Source organism: Moorena sp. SIO4A1, from assembly GCF_010672065.1.
Classification (GTDB): Bacteria; Cyanobacteriota; Cyanobacteriia; order Cyanobacteriales; family Coleofasciculaceae; genus Moorena.
In genome coordinates this window covers 1-14,385 of sequence record NZ_JAAHHX010000051.1, presented here as the reverse complement: position 1 = coordinate 14,385, position 14,385 = coordinate 1, and the positions used below count along the sequence as shown (strand labels likewise).

At 43.0% G+C, this 14,385-nt stretch carries 17 protein-coding genes; 7 read left to right on the top strand and 10 right to left on the bottom strand.

All coding sequences use genetic code 11. The annotated features are described in order from the left end of the window. The first annotated feature begins 67 nt into the window (after positions 1-67). Positions 68-472 carry a GNAT family N-acetyltransferase gene (locus tag F6K53_RS26255; protein WP_293069438.1) on the top strand — a complete coding sequence of 135 codons (405 nt, stop codon included), beginning with the start codon at positions 68-70 and terminating at the stop codon, positions 470-472. Between the two features lie 369 nt (positions 473-841). Here F6K53_RS26255 and F6K53_RS26250 read toward each other — a convergent pair whose 3' ends face one another. The 6 genes from F6K53_RS26250 to iscB form a co-directional block, all read right to left on the bottom strand. Next, positions 842-1,597, bottom strand: a complete 756-nt coding sequence (locus F6K53_RS26250; RefSeq protein ID WP_293069436.1) for a thioesterase II family protein — start codon at positions 1,595-1,597, stop codon at positions 842-844. Beyond that, positions 1,594-1,734 carry a hypothetical protein gene (locus F6K53_RS26245; protein WP_293069434.1) on the bottom strand — a complete coding sequence of 47 codons (141 nt, stop codon included), beginning with the start codon at positions 1,732-1,734 and terminating at the stop codon, positions 1,594-1,596. The genes F6K53_RS26250 and F6K53_RS26245 overlap by 4 nt, the downstream gene beginning before the upstream one ends. 463 nt (positions 1,735-2,197) lie before the next feature. After that, positions 2,198-2,758: a hypothetical protein gene (locus F6K53_RS26240; RefSeq protein WP_293069432.1), complete on the bottom strand. Its 561-nt coding sequence runs from the start codon at positions 2,756-2,758 to the stop codon at positions 2,198-2,200. Between the two features lie 1,017 nt (positions 2,759-3,775). Then, entirely contained in the window at positions 3,776-5,209 is a 1,434-nt protein-coding gene (locus F6K53_RS26235; RefSeq protein WP_293069430.1) for an alkaline phosphatase PhoX, read from the bottom strand. Next, positions 5,148-5,687, bottom strand: a complete 540-nt coding sequence (locus F6K53_RS26230; protein WP_293069428.1) for a pentapeptide repeat-containing protein — start codon at positions 5,685-5,687, stop codon at positions 5,148-5,150. The genes F6K53_RS26235 and F6K53_RS26230 overlap by 62 nt, the downstream gene beginning before the upstream one ends. A 39-nt stretch (positions 5,688-5,726) precedes the next feature. Beyond that, positions 5,727-7,028: an RNA-guided endonuclease IscB gene (iscB, locus tag F6K53_RS26225; RefSeq protein WP_293069426.1), complete on the bottom strand. Its 1,302-nt coding sequence runs from the start codon at positions 7,026-7,028 to the stop codon at positions 5,727-5,729. Positions 7,029-7,687: 659 nt separating this feature from the next. Here iscB and F6K53_RS26220 point away from each other — a divergent pair. From F6K53_RS26220 to F6K53_RS26210, 3 genes are all read left to right on the top strand, one after another. Further along, entirely contained in the window at positions 7,688-7,840 is a 153-nt protein-coding gene (locus tag F6K53_RS26220; RefSeq protein WP_158069392.1) for a hypothetical protein, read from the top strand. A gap of 1 nt (position 7,841) precedes the next feature. Continuing rightward, a complete protein-coding gene (locus F6K53_RS26215) occupies positions 7,842-9,407 on the top strand; it encodes a SagB/ThcOx family dehydrogenase (RefSeq protein WP_293069424.1) in 1,566 nt (521 codons plus the stop codon). Between the two features lie 262 nt (positions 9,408-9,669). Continuing rightward, on the top strand, positions 9,670-10,392 hold the full coding sequence (locus F6K53_RS26210; protein ID WP_293022872.1) for a pentapeptide repeat-containing protein: 723 nt from the start codon (positions 9,670-9,672) through the stop codon (positions 10,390-10,392). Here the strand turns inward: F6K53_RS26210 and F6K53_RS26205 are convergent, their stop codons facing one another. Next, positions 10,393-10,521 (bottom strand): hypothetical protein, encoded by a 129-nt coding sequence (locus F6K53_RS26205; RefSeq protein ID WP_293069422.1) that lies wholly within the window; start codon positions 10,519-10,521, stop codon positions 10,393-10,395. It lies immediately after the preceding gene. Positions 10,522-10,563: 42 nt separating this feature from the next. After that, positions 10,564-10,923: a hypothetical protein gene (locus tag F6K53_RS26200; RefSeq protein ID WP_293069420.1), complete on the bottom strand. Its 360-nt coding sequence runs from the start codon at positions 10,921-10,923 to the stop codon at positions 10,564-10,566. Here F6K53_RS26200 and F6K53_RS26195 point away from each other — a divergent pair. Further along, positions 10,902-12,785: an alpha/beta hydrolase gene (locus tag F6K53_RS26195; protein WP_293069418.1), complete on the top strand. Its 1,884-nt coding sequence runs from the start codon at positions 10,902-10,904 to the stop codon at positions 12,783-12,785. The two genes, F6K53_RS26200 and F6K53_RS26195, sit on opposite strands and share 22 nt — an antisense overlap. Positions 12,786-12,796: 11 nt before the next feature. Here the strand turns inward: F6K53_RS26195 and F6K53_RS26190 are convergent, their stop codons facing one another. Next, positions 12,797-12,955, bottom strand: coding sequence for a hypothetical protein (locus F6K53_RS26190; RefSeq protein ID WP_293022878.1), 159 nt, complete (start codon positions 12,953-12,955; stop codon positions 12,797-12,799). On the opposite strand from F6K53_RS26190, the gene F6K53_RS26185 reads away from it, so the two are divergent. Together F6K53_RS26185 and F6K53_RS26180 are read left to right on the top strand one after the other, a co-directional pair. Further along, the gene (locus F6K53_RS26185; RefSeq protein ID WP_293022881.1) at positions 12,936-13,076 is read left to right on the top strand and encodes a hypothetical protein; all 141 of its coding nucleotides are present in this window, start codon (positions 12,936-12,938) and stop codon (positions 13,074-13,076) included. The genes F6K53_RS26190 and F6K53_RS26185 overlap by 20 nt on opposite strands. Before the next feature lie 165 nt (positions 13,077-13,241). Then, the gene (locus tag F6K53_RS26180) at positions 13,242-13,490 is read left to right on the top strand and encodes a hypothetical protein (protein ID WP_293069415.1); all 249 of its coding nucleotides are present in this window, start codon (positions 13,242-13,244) and stop codon (positions 13,488-13,490) included. 127 nt (positions 13,491-13,617) lie between these two features. Here the strand turns inward: F6K53_RS26180 and F6K53_RS26175 are convergent, their stop codons facing one another. Further along, on the bottom strand, positions 13,618-14,025 hold the full coding sequence (locus tag F6K53_RS26175; protein WP_293022887.1) for a hypothetical protein: 408 nt from the start codon (positions 14,023-14,025) through the stop codon (positions 13,618-13,620). Positions 14,026-14,385: the final 360 nt, after the last annotated feature.

Here is a 14,385-nt window from a genome sequence, read left to right as displayed (position 1 = left end):
CTATTACTTTCCTGAGGATATCTGCTTGATTTCATTTAATCGTTAAGTAAAAAGTATCAATAACATTATGGACAACCGAATATTATTAGAGCAATCCCATAAAGCAACAGAATTAAAGGTTTTCTTGGCTTCTATGGAAGATAGTCATATCCAGCATTTAATCAAGCTGGCTCAGGATCCAAGCTTACCAGACTTATTGGGTTGGAACACATTCTTTGAACTTGATGAGACAGAGAAATTCATAGAAGCCATTTCATCTTACGCTTTTCCTTACTCTCGAAAAAGTCAGCCCTTAGCATTTGGAGTTTACTTAGATCCAGAAGAATTGCCAATTGGATATGTAGTATTAAAAGGATTGAATATGGATTTGTTTACTACTGAAATTGGCGTGGCAATTCTAGATAAAAAACATCGGAATAAAGGATATGGAAAAATAGCCTTAAACAGACTAATAACTTATACATTCTTTTAATTACAAATTAAAAGAATTGGAGCAGTAATTTTGTTGTCAAACAAAAGGTCAATTAATATGTTCAAAAATCTAGGATTTGTCGTTAGAGAGATTATGTATAACTCATGGTCTATGCCTAACGGAGACCTAGCCGATATGGTATTGATGGAATTAACAAACCCAGCAGGGGCGGAATGATATAAACTTTAGTAACTTTGTTTAAAATTAACCAGATTCTTCAAAGGAAGACCAGCAAGAAGGCAACGAATAGCATCTACAATCGGTTTTGTTCAGTACTCAGACAAGGGAACAGGGAATAAAAAAGCTTGTCAAACCCTTTTGCTCCCCGCTCCCTCACCAGACCGGGGTTTCAAGGAAAGACCCAAGGAATCACACTGGCGCGATCGCAAACTTTGTGATCAGCTGCAAAAGCTGATTACACTCCTTATTATTATTAATAAAGAAGTGGCCACCAGGAAACATGTGTACCGTGAAAGTGCTACTGGTTTGGTCACGCCAGGCAGCAAGCTCATCACTGTTGGCGTCGGTATCCTCCAAACCTCCGAAAGCAGATATCGGACAATTAAGTGGGGGTTCGCTAGTGTAGGTATAGGTTTCGTTAATCCCGAAATCCGCTCGCAGGATCGGTAGAAACAGCTCCATTAGCTCCTGGTTTGCTAGCACAGCCTCTGGTGTGCCATTATATTTACGCAATGCTTCGATCAACTCAGACTTGGGCAAGTTATGAAGGGGAGGTTTTCGAGCAGGTACTTGAGGAGCGCGGCGACCGGAAATGAACAGGTGTCGAGGACTCGGGGCTTCCTGGCGGCGGAGTTGACGGGCTAATTCAAAGCTGATGAGTGCTCCCATACTGTGACCAAAAAAGGCAAAGGGGATATCTAGATAGGGCAGTAAAGCTGGTGTTAGGGTTTCAATCAGAGGCAATAGGCTAGTAACCAGGGGTTCCCGCATTCGCTTGCCCCGTCCAGGCAGTTCCACTGGGCAGACTTCGATATGGGGTGCCAATGGGTCTGGCCAAGTGCGAAAGCTTGAAGCAGCACCACCCGCATAAGGAAAGCAAAATAGGCGCAGGCGGGCTTTAGGATTGGGTTGTGGGCGAGTGATCCAAGATTTGGTAGTAGTCATTGGTTATTTTGAAGGGAACAGGGAGTAGGGAGTAGGGAGTAGGGAGTAGTGAACGAAATTATCACAATTCCGACACGGATCCCTATCTTTGGAAAGTAATCAATAGACTTCGCCGTAGAAGTTGGGAAATGGATCACTTTTGTAATACAAGATAATAGGCTTAGTTGTTATTTCACCAAGCCCATAAATAGTTTACAATAAATTTTCTAATAAAATCCGATTTATATTATAAAATTTATTAATTTATTCTTATCATTTTATTGACAATTAATTAAGCTTTAAAAAAGTATTTAAATTATTTATTTTTTACTCATAAAATAGGTAAAAATAAATAATGGCTATATTTTTTATATCCATTATTTGTTTAAAAATAAGATGTGTTTACCCTAAAATTTGAAGCGATCGCTATAACTTACAAAAATTAAATTATATAGTATTTTTAGTTGAGATGTAAACATAGGATTGATAAAAAAAAGGAGCAGGGAGCAGTATTAAAGATCTGCAAAAATTTTTTGATGTTATGATAAATCGACAATATTTTTTATTATACCAGTTTTAAAAAGTCCTGTCATACACTAAGTTGCGCTCCAAGATAGTATCTTAATCAAAAGGTGATGGAGTGATAGGGTGATGACAAGAAAGTGCTAGGTATGAATGTAACTTGGTATGATATTTTGGTTGGCAGTACTCTTCAGGATTATTTTTAATCGAGAATAAGTGCTGTTTTTTCAGAATTTGCAACCACTCTGCTAGGGATTCTACTTCCGCGTGTAGATGTAGAAACTCTGCTTTGTTGCAAGGATTCTCAGTCCAATCCCCTACTAAATCCAAGCCTCCAGTCAGAAAAGCGGCTTTACAAGCATGGCGTAGAATAGTGCCTCTTTTAGTTTTGGGAATAGTGCCACTAACCAGCAGCAGCACCCCATAGACCTGTAGGTGATAGTGTTGAGCTAGCACCTGAGCAATAGCCTCAATTACCTCATTAATATCCAGGTTTTGCTGATAACTCTGCTTCACCTCCTGAGCAACCACCAACCGCTGGTGACCATTGACCTCTATAGTGAAGGCCGCACCGAAATTTCGTCGCAGTGAAGGATGACTAGTTTCTACTGTCCTTTCAATGTCTTGGAAATAATAGTTACGACCTTGGATAGTAATCAAGTAATTTATCCTTATTAAGCTCTACTAACTTCAGTTTTAGTTCAAGAGCGCGGCTACTGACAAAAAATTCAGGGAAAGTTATGAGAGTTTTTATCAAATTTCATTTTGGACATAACTGACTTAAAAATCTCAAAGAACTTATTTTTTTGTTCCCTAGAATTTCAGGCTATCTAACAGTCTTGAGGATCAAAAGCCAAGTTAATCTAGACACCTGACTAGATTAGGCTTTGGGAAGTTTTTTCAGTACCACAGCGTAAGCTACCTGTCTTGAGACCGTCTTTATAGATGATGCAATCCCAAGTATAGGTTGGCGTTTGCGCAATGTTTGAATTACCTGAGCGCGACGTAAGCGATGGGAGCATGTCACTTATGCAGAACATTTGTACATTAGCTATAGCCCCCTCATGGGTAAAAGCCAAGCTCATATGGTACATAGTTCATTTGTTCTGGAACATAGACTTGCTCCCCATCAATTTGTCAGAACAATTTAATAGTAGCCCTGTTATATATCTGTGATCCTCATAAAACTCATAGAAAAACTCATAGAAAAACTCATAGAAAAACTCATAGAAAAACTCATATCTCTCGCACCTCTCAGGGAGCATGCCACTTATGCAGCAACATTAGTACATTATCTGGGGAATGGGGAATGGGGAATGGGGAATGGGGAATAGGGGGAGCATGTCACAAAGCGCCGAATATTTGGGGAGCAGGTCAATTTTGTAAGAACACTTGAACTACAAACCCTTGAACTACAGTGTTTTCGGGGCTTCAGTACCAGTCAGGAGTTTTTAGTACATTTGTTCTAAGAATTTGACCTGCTCCCCAAGACCAGAGCACTTGAGACCAGCCAGACAGTTAACTCAAGTGCTCATAAAAGTAAATTGATCATCGAGTGATGCAGTGATGAGATAATGAGGGGATAGAACTATCATCGGTCAAGTGCTTGATTGACTGATTGTTTATTTTGTATTGTTTATTGTGTCAACTTCTATGAGTTGACCACCCCTGTAGACTCTAAACCCAAGGACCTTGAATTGCAAATGTGATACCAGGCTCTTGAATGTTCACGAACATGAGCCGACCATTTGGTGAGAAGCAAGCACCAGCAAACTCACTGCTGTTGAGGGCATTCCGTGCCAACTGGTAAAGCTCACCTTTAGGATTGACCCCAACCAGGAATTGGTCACCACCACCATCTTCACAGAGGATGAGATCTCCAGAAGGACTAATGGTCACATTATCTGGGTGTTCTAGTAAGCTGCGGTCATGGGACTCAATAAACAGTTCAATGGTGCCACCCTCTTGGGGATTGCTACCAGGAACATAGCGCCAGACTTGACCAGCTCCATTGGCCCATCCAGTCTTTGGATTTAAAGAACCACCACTAGTACAGGTAAAGTAAACCTCATTATTACCGTACCATGCCCCTTCTCCCCTGGTAAATTGGGTTGCTCCCTTAGCAAAACCTTCCACCCGCACAGTATCTTCTTCCGGGTCTACATCCTCAATCCGAACCCATTCTACTGCCATGGGTTTACCGACAGGGAAGTTTTTAACAGTGATTTTCTGAAATGTTCCCTGGATCTTTAATGCCTCCAGTACACCCCCTGCTTTTAAGTTGCTTGGTTGCTTGGGAATAAAGCGATAGAACAGACCATCCATCCTGTCTTCAGTCTGATAAACAATCCCAGTCTTGGGATCTACTGCAACCGCTTCATGGTTAAAACGACCCATTGCCACTAGAGGCTCAGCTTGCACTACTTCACCGGTAATGGGCACTTCAAAGTTATAGCCGTGCTTCATCGAAACACTTCTGGGGTCATCTACCGGATAAGTGGTGGGAGTAACGGTGCTTTCTTCACAACTAATCCATGAACCCCAAGGGGTTGGTCCACCACTACAGTTTCGCTCAGTACCAGCAAGGGAAGTGTACTGTTTGACCAGTTGACCATTGGCTCCCACTACTAGTGTTGTCGTCCCACCCAGACACATGGGGTCATACTTGATATACTCTACTGCTACCAATCCATGTTTATCCAGTTGATGGGGGCTAAGTTCATGATTGCGCACCAGGACAGTATTGCCTCCCGGTGCAGGAAAAGCACCCATGCCATCGGGTCTACCAGGCACCAAATTGCTATCACTCATGGTGTCACCTGTGCGGGATAAAATTTTATAGCTAAATCCGGCTGGCAGGTCTAATAATTGATTAGGGTCTGGCTGAAGTGAACCGAAGCCTTTACCTCGAAATGCTTTACCAAGAGCCTTCTTGGCAAAAACCTCTTTCAACGGGGATGCCAGAATTACACTGGCGGTGCTAGCACTGGCTAAGGCAAAGAAGTGACGTCTTGATAAAGTCATTGGTGGATAACGGATAGGTGTTTGATCACTCAGAGCCATCAGCTCTATGCCCATCAGGATAAATCGTCGAACTATCCAAGTAGGCATCACAAATATCGACGTTCTCGGCTCGAAATAAGTTGCAACCCCTCAACTGAGCCTTAGTAAGGATAGCTCTTTTCAGGTTAGCATTACTCAAATTGGCATGGCTGAGATTGGCATGGCTAAGGTCAGTGTCCCTCAAGTCCGCTGCTTGGAGATTGGCACCAGCGAGATTTGCGCCCTGTAAATTGGCACGACGTAGATTTGCTCTGAACAGATTGGCATTCTGAAGATCCGCCCCAGAGAGATTGGTCTGGTAGAGTTGGGCATCACTTAACTGAACTGCTTGAAGTTGAGCTTGCTGCAACTTGGCTTGACTTAGATTAGAGTAAGGCAGGTAAGTCTTGTTAAGATTGCTGCTAGTCAGGTCAATTGCTTGTATATCTGCTTCAAACAGGTCAGCTTCACTGATATCTACTCCACTAAAGTCTCGTCTACCCCTAGCGTATTGTTCAAGTAACTCGGCTCCACCAATCTTTTTCATCTTTCCGCCTCCCTGGAGACCCCCGCTATACCTGAAAGGTTAGCGGGGGAAGGAAAGGGAGGACAGGGCGTTAATTTGATACGCATATCCGTCCTTTTTGTGAATTGGTGTACAGTACTTGTGGCTAATTCCTTGAATCAGTCCGTGAGAGGTTGAAATATTGAATGACCCAGTTTGACGAGTGGCAACCCGTCCAACGTAAGTTCCGATTTTCTTACCCTTAGTGACCACTGCTTTGACAATGTCTCCGGTCTGAAAACCTTTGTGAATCTTAGTTCTTGAACAGTGCCGTTTAGGGAATCCATATTTATCTGTTCGACAGATTTGACGAGTTCCATGCCCCTTAGCTGCAATCAATAGAGTTTGATCATTTTCCACATAAATGCTTGGAACTTCACCCACACAGGCAGCATCTAACCAATGAGTTTTAGGTAGGTTGAACCGATACCGATTGTATTTAGTTTGACCTCCCGAACCCGTTTCTACTGACAGTCCGGTTAGCTTCAATTCGTTGTAAAGTTTCCAGCGAGTAGCATTAACGGCAGTGGCATCAGCTAAGGGACGTTTAGCTTGACTTCTTACCCATTTCAAAACATCAGGTTTGCACGATATAAACTGTTCAATATCTTGATTACCTTTAGCTTGATTGCAGTCACGACAAGCAATGGCTAGGTTAGATACTCTATCGGAACCTCCCTTTGATTTGGACTTAATATGTTCGATTTCAAGTTGCGTATCAGTTGCTCCACAATAAGCACATTTACGATTCCATTTCTCAAGCAAATATTCTCGGATTTCATAACCGTAAAGTGTGCCCTGTTGATAGTCAGTACCGGAGATTTCTGGGTTCTCCATCTTTTGAGGATCGAAACGCACTAATTCCTGAGATATACCTGCAATGGGACAGAGTCGGATTAGCTTTTTTACCCAAGTCAAGATGTTATGAACTCTCGAAGTCAGACTGGGGGGTAACCATCCATCAGGTCTTTTCCGGTTCAGAAAACGAGGCTTTCTATAACGAGTCTTACGGTTCCGTCGAGAACGTCGTAATTGCCGTCTTGAGGTTAAAGCGTCTCGGATTTGAAAACCACGGTGAGTTAGTTCAGCACCCCAAATCAAAACATTATTGCTGAGAATTGCCAAACCCGTAGTTTTGGCACCAGGGTCAATTTTTAACTGATGCTCGTGAGTTACAGCACCTTCAACTACCTCCGTCAAAATGATTGTAAATGGATATGTTCTAAAAACTTTAGCCCTACCTTGTTTGAGTAGGATTCTGGCTCTAGCAGGTTTACAAGGGTCTAAAGGAGTCCTGTTTTGATCAAGTACAAAAACTCGCATAATGTGAGCATTCTCCTATTACTAGGGTAAAGTTCGCTTCGCCAATGTTTTTTGAGTTTGTCAAGCTAATAGCACTGTCTTAACCCACTTACAACTGTTTAACTATTAACCACAGAGCAGAGGACTAGCGACGCATCCAAAGGTGTGATGGCTCAAAAAACGTAGACTCAAAAGTCTTAAGCTGGTCACGTTGTGGACTTTCTCAAGCCCCCGTTATAGCCGTTAGGTTTAACGGTGGGTTCGTGACTGCGCTATAGATAGGTCAGCTTTTGCCGCCTCGTACCAATTTCTAAAATCATGTCAATGCGTATTTATGCTTAATTCTTTTATAAATGTATAGCTTTGTAGCGCGTTACACACTTATTCTAATTTTTTTTTAATATTTGTGAACATTTGCTACGTAAAAATAAAAATACTTGACAATCTAAGTTTTTTTTGTTATGAAGTTTTTATTTTATCGGTAAAGGTAGGGAACAGGGAACAGGGAACAGGGAACAGTGATAAGATTTTGCAGGGAGTAGCTGCTGAGTGGTGATAGCTGACCGCTCAAGGTATCAAACAGAAAAAAGTGATGTTATCAGCAGGGAGAGCCACTGGGGAAACTGCCTAGTGGTCAAGGTCGGGAGCTATCCAGGAAGTATAAGTCTAGATTAGACCTCTTGCAAAAGTATTTTTCTGATAGTGTTTACGTAAATTCTTGTCCACTGTTCCCTGTTCCCTATTCCCTGTTCCCTATTCCCTGTTCCCGACAACTGCAAGAAGTCTATTGGTGTAAAGATATTAAGCAAAGCTTCCTGTTCTGTTGCAACTAAGATGTCACAACTGCCAGTATCAATCGCTCAGCACTACCACGAGCGCACCAAATATGCTCCAGAAACCATATCAGCCAAAAATAAGGGCTTAGACTGGGAGAAGCAGCCGATACCTTTTAAAGACTACAAAGTTGGGACTAACTTTGACCTAAAACCATACTTCTCACAAGACCGGGAGCAGTTTACCTCTGAACCGAGTAAGACTTGGTGGCGGCTGTCCCAGTTACTACTGTGTAGTTATGGTTTGACGGCTAGGCTGGAGACAATGGGACCACCACTTTATCTGAGGGCAGCTCCCTCTGCTGGTGGCTTATACCCAGCTGAAGTTTATTTGATTTCCCGTGGTACTCCCGTATTACCATCAGGACTGTACAACTATCAGTGTCTTACCCATTCTCTAGTTCATTTTTGGCAGAGTGACGTTTGGAGTACACTGCAAGAGGCTTGCTTCTGGCACCCAGTTTTGGAGAGTACGGAACTCGCTATTGTAACTACAGCGGTATTTTATCGCTCCGCCTGGCGCTATGAAGACCGGGCATACCGCAGAATTTTTCTAGACACTGGTCATCTGCTAGGTAATATTGAGTTAGCTGGGGCTTTGAGTGATTACCGACCTCACCTAATTGGTGGGTTTGCTGATGAAAAAGTTAATGAACTGCTTTATCTAGACCTGGAACAAGAAGGAGCGATCGCAGTAATTCCCCTGGCCGATCAGCTCAAAGTTGAACAAAACTTGCCCATCGCCCCAACTGTGTTAGCATCTCCTACTGAGGTTAATTACCCAGACATTCCAGATGGAGAATTATTGGGGTATTTGCACCGCGCTACGGAAATTAAGCAGGGTGGTGATTGGAAGGCTAAAGGTAATAATTCAAAGAGTACAGAAATTGACCAGCAGTTAGAAGACAAGTACAATTTTCCGTTTTGTGATAAAGTTTCGACGGCTACAAAACCCATAGATTGGGGGGAGTTGACCAAGTCAGGTAATGCTCCGAAAGCATGTTTAGATACTATTCTAAAACGACGCTCTACCCGAGCTTATAGTGCAGCTAATCTGACCTTGGATGAGCTAAAAGCGCTTCTGGATTTTACATACCAACCTCAGCATTACATTGAAAAAGGGTTAGATGGAACACCGGATTATTTTGATTTAAGTTTAATCGAAACATTTATAGCAGTATCTGGAGTAAATGATCTAGAAGAAGGCTGCTATTATTACGCCCCTAAGGCTCAAGAATTGCGGCAAATTCGCTTTAAAAACTTCCGGCAGGAATTGCATTTTCTGTGTTTAGGGCAAGATTTGGGTCGAGATGCCAGAGCAGTGGTGTTCCACACGGCAGACTTACAAAAAGCAGTGGCTCGATTAGGCGATCGCGCTTACCGTTACTTGCACATGGATGCTGGTCATCTAGGACAGCGGCTGAATCTAGCAGCGATTTACTTGGGTTTAGGAGTAAGTGGTATTGGTGGCTTCTTTGATGACCAGGTAAATGAGGTTTTGGGTATTCCTGTTGATGAAGCGGTTGTTTATATTACGACTTTGGGGCGTCCTAGAATACGGCTTTGAGGTTTCGGGAGTCGGGAGTAGGGAGTAGGGAGTAGGGAGATGGGGAGGTGGGGAGATGGGGAGATGGGGAGAATGTCTGGTTTTGAAACAAAAGCCACACCCAAGCTATAACGGCTTGGGTGTGGCTTTTTAGGCGGCTATTTTATACAAAAACGGCGGCTATAAGGGAAAATCTTAACAAAAATGTAAACTTTGTTTTCGTTATGTTACATTAAATTTAAGACTTTCTTAAGCATTCGTACCTAGAGGACTAATCAACTACATGGCGGAACCAACCCATCTGGCTGAGCTTGAGCAGGGTATAAAACTCTGGAATCAATGGAGAGACAATCATCCCAAACTGATCCCTGACCTGATGGAGGTAGACCTGAGTGGGAAAAACCTCAATGGTTTCAATCTCTTTCAAGCGGAGCTAATGGGAGCTAACTTGAGTGGGTCATTGCTGATTTATACTGACCTGACTGAGGCTTGTGTAGTTGGGGCAATTTTTGATAAAGCTATTCTTCGTCACGCTTACTTGAATAGAGCCAAGCTTACCCGTACATCCTTTCAAAGAGCAGACCTGACTATGACATCTTTGGAAGAGGCTAATCTAATTAGGGTTAACTTTTCTCTGGCAGACCTTGAGGGAGCTAATTTGTATAGAACTAACCTGATTGCTGTGAATTTCACCAAAGCCAATCTGAGTAGGGTCAACTTCACTGAGGCGGTGATGACTGGGGCTAATCTTAATGAAGCTCAACTGATTGGTAGTAATTTTGATAAAGCTAATTTAACAGGAGCAGATCTGGTTAAGGCTAATCTGAAAGGGGCTAACCTTAGTCAAGCTAATCTTAGTTATACCAACCTCAGAGAAGCTAACCTTAGTGAAACCAACCTCAGAAAAGCGAATCTTACCGGAGCTGATTTAACTCATGCCAACCTTCGGGGGGCTAATCTGATTGAAGCGGAACTTGATGGGGTGATATTGAATACGAGTATTTAGTTATATAGGAAAGGGAGTAGGGAGTAGGGAGTAGGGAGTAGGGAGTAGGGAGTAGGGAGTAGGGAGTAGGGAGTAGGGAACAGGGAGTAGGGAAGAAATAGGTGTGTCTACTTCATTAATAGTAAGCATTCAGTAGTCAGCATTCAGTAGTCAGCAGTCAGCGGTCAGCAGTCAGCGGTCAGCGGTCAGCCTTTGCCTGAGCGCTGATAGCACCTTAAGTAGCACCTCAAGTAGCCCATAGGCTGATGGCTGATGGCTGATAACTGATAGCTGATAGCTGATAGCTGATAGCTGATAACTGATAACTGCTAACTGATAGCTGATAGCTGATAACTGATAACTGCTAACTGATAGCTGATAACTGATAGCTGATAACTGATAGCTGATAGCTGATAGCTTACCCTTTAGTGCATAAGTGGTGCAGAAAAAATATTTCGATAGGCTTGTCGAGTCTTGATTAAGTCGGCTTTGATCGAAATATCCGCACTCACATTCTGCATAAATCGCTAATGATGAATTTTCAGCTGCCATGGTCTGATCGCCGCCATACCTCTGAATCTTCTGTGAAGAAAAAACACTGTAATGGTTCAATAGGTCAAATTAAAAAAATCAGACAGGGTGCTCTAGGTAGTCTCTTTGTGACTCTGTTTTGGGCAATTACCCCACCAGTTTTTGCCGCTGAGTATCTCACTCTACGTTTAGGGCCATTTGAGCAATCGGTCGCTATCACGGAATTAGAAAAGTTTGCTGAGACAGGGGAGTTATCACCAGCACTGCAACCCTATGGAGATATCCTCACGCCACAGATCCGGAAGATTTTGACCAATAGCCTCAAACTCAACCCTAAGACCACAGAAACCTTTATTAATGACCTTCTCCTCTCCAGCGATGGCGCACGGTTGTTGGAAAGACTAGGGTTAGCACTCCCTGATAGTAGTTTAGAGCAATTAAAAGCTGCGCTGTTGTTAGGAGCAAGGCAAGTCAATGGTTTAAGTGTGCTGAGTTTTTTACGGGCTTATCCAGGAGAAAATATCACTTTGGATGCTTCGTCTGCTGTTGGCATTGCCCTACAGCTCAATGCTTCCTACTGGAAGAGTTTAGCAGTTGGTCCAATTTTAGAGCAAGATTTGGCTGTTGCGGACGCTGCCACCTTTCGCCCTAAATTTGACCCTGCTAGTATTGGTCCTCAATTGGTTAAACAGCGTAAACTAAGACTAAGAGACCAACAACGGCAACGTACTATTATTGTAGATCTATACTGGGCTGATGATACTACTGGACCTTTGGTAGTTCTCTCCCACGGATTTGCTGCAGACCGCAAATTTCTGAGATATTTAGCACGCCATCTAGCGTCTCATGGTCTTACTGTTGCTTCCCTAGAGCATCCTGGCAGCAACTTTACCAGGATTAACAACTTGTCAGCACCAGGTAAACTTGGGGATTTGTTACCTCCGGGGGAGTTTATTGACCGCCCCAAAGATGTCAGCTTTCTCCTGGATGAGTTGGCTGACATCAATCAGAGATATTCTACCATGCTTGGGAAACTGAATACTCAACAAGTTACAATTATTGGTCATTCATTGGGGGGCTACACGGCTTTAGCGTTGGCTGGGGGAAAACTAAATTTAGAGGAACTGCGACAGTTTTGTAAAAATCGCTCTCCTGTGGGCAGATCCCCAGCAGATTGGTTCCAATGTGCAGCGGCTGATTTACCAGAAGACGAGGTTAATCTTACTGATCAGCGAGTGGTGCAAGCGATCGCATTAAATAGCGTAACGGGGCGTTTGTTTGGTACTAAGGGTTTGCGTCATGTTACTGTACCAACCTTAATGTTAACGGGTACCGAGGATGCCATTACACCAGCTCTAGACCATCAGTTACGGTCTTTTAATCAGTTGGGGGGTTCTAAGTATTTGATTAGCGCCATTGGTGGCACTCACCTCAGTGTGACTGACCCGAAAAATCTTAACGATGCGATCGCTAGAAGTACTTTAGTCAAAGAGGTGGTTGGGGACGATGCCCATAGCCTGCGGCAACTGGTCAAAGGTGTAAGTTTAGCGTTTATTAAGCAGCTAACTCCAGAAGCTCAACGCTATGAACCATTTTTAACCCCAGCCTACGCTCAATCTCTTTCGAGTCCCAAAATTTCCTTGCGTCTGAGTACAAAATTACCTGCTACCATGGCAACTTGGTTTCAAGTTATATCCGTGGGAAATCAGCAGGTTGCTATCAACTTTAATGAAGTTAATTCTGGGTCTATTAGCTCAAACAAATTCTATTTTTATCCTAACACTAAATTCATGACACCGAATACTTTTTGCATTGGACAGCTGAATCAATTGTTCAATAAACTTGTTAACAAGTACCGCGAAAAAGCAAGTCGTATCAGTTAAGTTTAATAGTTTTAGGGAGTAGGGAGTAGGGAGTAGGGAGTAGGGAATAGGGAATAGGGAATAGGGAGTGTGGGGAGATGGGGAGATGGGGAGATGGGGAGATGGGGAGATGGGGAGAATAATTCCTGTAGGGTGGGCAGTGCATGATTGGTGATTAATTGGCTTGCCATCGGGAAGGTAAGCACTGCCCACCCTACGATTAATATTACTGCATCACTATTCTCTAGTCCCGATTCCCGATTCCCGATTCCCGATTCCCGATTCCCTTCCCCCCTTATTAAGGGGGGTTAGGGGGGATTCCGATTCCCGATTCCCGATTCCCGATTCCCTTAATTAATTGGTAGTTTAGGATTATAAAGTTTTATAACTTATAGCCAATATGGCCAGACTTTTATATTAGTCATGCTGGAAGTTTATATTAAGACTTAATATAAATTAATTGGATATATAGTTATCATGGAAATCTTTGATCTAGGTTTCGTCGAGAGGTTAGAAAGTGACAGCTTTGTCTCTGACATTAGTGATCAGAAAATGCCTGATGTTGTCGGTGGTAAAAGTCGCACGATTCGTTGGCCTCATAATCACGAACCGCAGCAGGAGCCTATCACAATTGTGAGCATACCCATAGAATTACCGTATTGTCCTCTTTACCTTTTTCCTGATGGCACTATCGGGCATAAATTTTTTGATACTCGTCCTTTTTAAGGATAGCGGTAATAATATTCATTTATCTTATTCATAAGGTACACAGGATTTATTCCCTGTTCCCTATTCCCTGTTCCCTAAAATCTACAACTTGTGTATCTCACCTATTTGATTTTTGCTATAGTCACTACACCCAGCCAACCGCATTTTTGATTTGATATACCGCCAACTCCCGGTCTATATGTTTCTTGGCTTTAAGAATCGGACTGTTAGGACTTTTGTACCAGCGCTGGGAGCGGAAACAAAAACCATTGGGCGTTATTGCCTCCCAACTATAGCGAGTGCGATCAATCAATAACCAAATTTCATAAGAGTGATAGGTCTGTTGGGGAAATTTAAGAATACCAATTTCTAGCAGAATGCTCATGCGCATCCGCGATCGCTCTATACGTTTGAGTAATTCCAGAAAACACAATGCTGCCCGTTTAGCCGCCTCATGAGTGGGGTAACGGTAGCGATCGCGGGGTTCAAATTTGAAGTCTCGACTACTAAGGCGGAAATGAAACTTGCCTGAAGCATCCTCGACATATATCACACTCCAAGGGGTTTTCGGGTACTTTACACAAAAACCTGGAGCTATTAATTTAACCGCAGTTGCCATCCTTATCCCTTTGCTAAACCGTTGCTGAGAGGATCTTAACCAAATTTTTCTCGATCACCAACGGAGGGTTTTGGTCAATGAGCCTGACCGAAGGTCATTACCCATTACCGATTACCCATTATTCTCAATAATGCCACAATTGAGCCACGCCCTTTTATATCATGTCAGGATAAGGGCGACCGATGAAAGACGCTCAAGGAAGTGGAGATTCCGAAATCTCCCAATGTAGCTAGGGTTCAAGCTACGTCCCCACCCGAAGGAGCACTTCGAGATGGATATGGCGGTTTCGACTAC

Bases quoted from the DNA above. Each gene is read 5' to 3' on its own strand.
- F6K53_RS26255 (WP_293069438.1), top strand. From the start codon at position 68: ATGGACAACCGAATATTATTAGAGCAATCCCATAAAGCAACAGAATTA.
- F6K53_RS26250 (WP_293069436.1), bottom strand. From the start codon at position 1,597: ATGACTACTACCAAATCTTGGATCACTCGCCCACAACCCAATCCTAAA.
- F6K53_RS26235 (WP_293069430.1), bottom strand. From the start codon at position 5,209: ATGCCTACTTGGATAGTTCGACGATTTATCCTGATGGGCATAGAGCTG.
- F6K53_RS26230 (WP_293069428.1), bottom strand. From the start codon at position 5,687: ATGAAAAAGATTGGTGGAGCCGAGTTACTTGAACAATACGCTAGGGGT.
- iscB (WP_293069426.1), bottom strand. From the start codon at position 7,028: ATGCGAGTTTTTGTACTTGATCAAAACAGGACTCCTTTAGACCCTTGT.
- F6K53_RS26215 (WP_293069424.1), top strand. From the start codon at position 7,842: ATGTCACAACTGCCAGTATCAATCGCTCAGCACTACCACGAGCGCACC.
- F6K53_RS26210 (WP_293022872.1), top strand. From the start codon at position 9,670: ATGGCGGAACCAACCCATCTGGCTGAGCTTGAGCAGGGTATAAAACTC.
- F6K53_RS26205 (WP_293069422.1), bottom strand. From the start codon at position 10,521: ATGCTTACTATTAATGAAGTAGACACACCTATTTCTTCCCTACTCCCT.
- F6K53_RS26195 (WP_293069418.1), top strand. From the start codon at position 10,902: ATGATGAATTTTCAGCTGCCATGGTCTGATCGCCGCCATACCTCTGAA.
- F6K53_RS26200 (WP_293069420.1), bottom strand. From the start codon at position 10,923: ATGGCAGCTGAAAATTCATCATTAGCGATTTATGCAGAATGTGAGTGC.
- F6K53_RS26190 (WP_293022878.1), bottom strand. From the start codon at position 12,955: ATGGCAAGCCAATTAATCACCAATCATGCACTGCCCACCCTACAGGAA.
- F6K53_RS26180 (WP_293069415.1), top strand. From the start codon at position 13,242: ATGGAAATCTTTGATCTAGGTTTCGTCGAGAGGTTAGAAAGTGACAGC.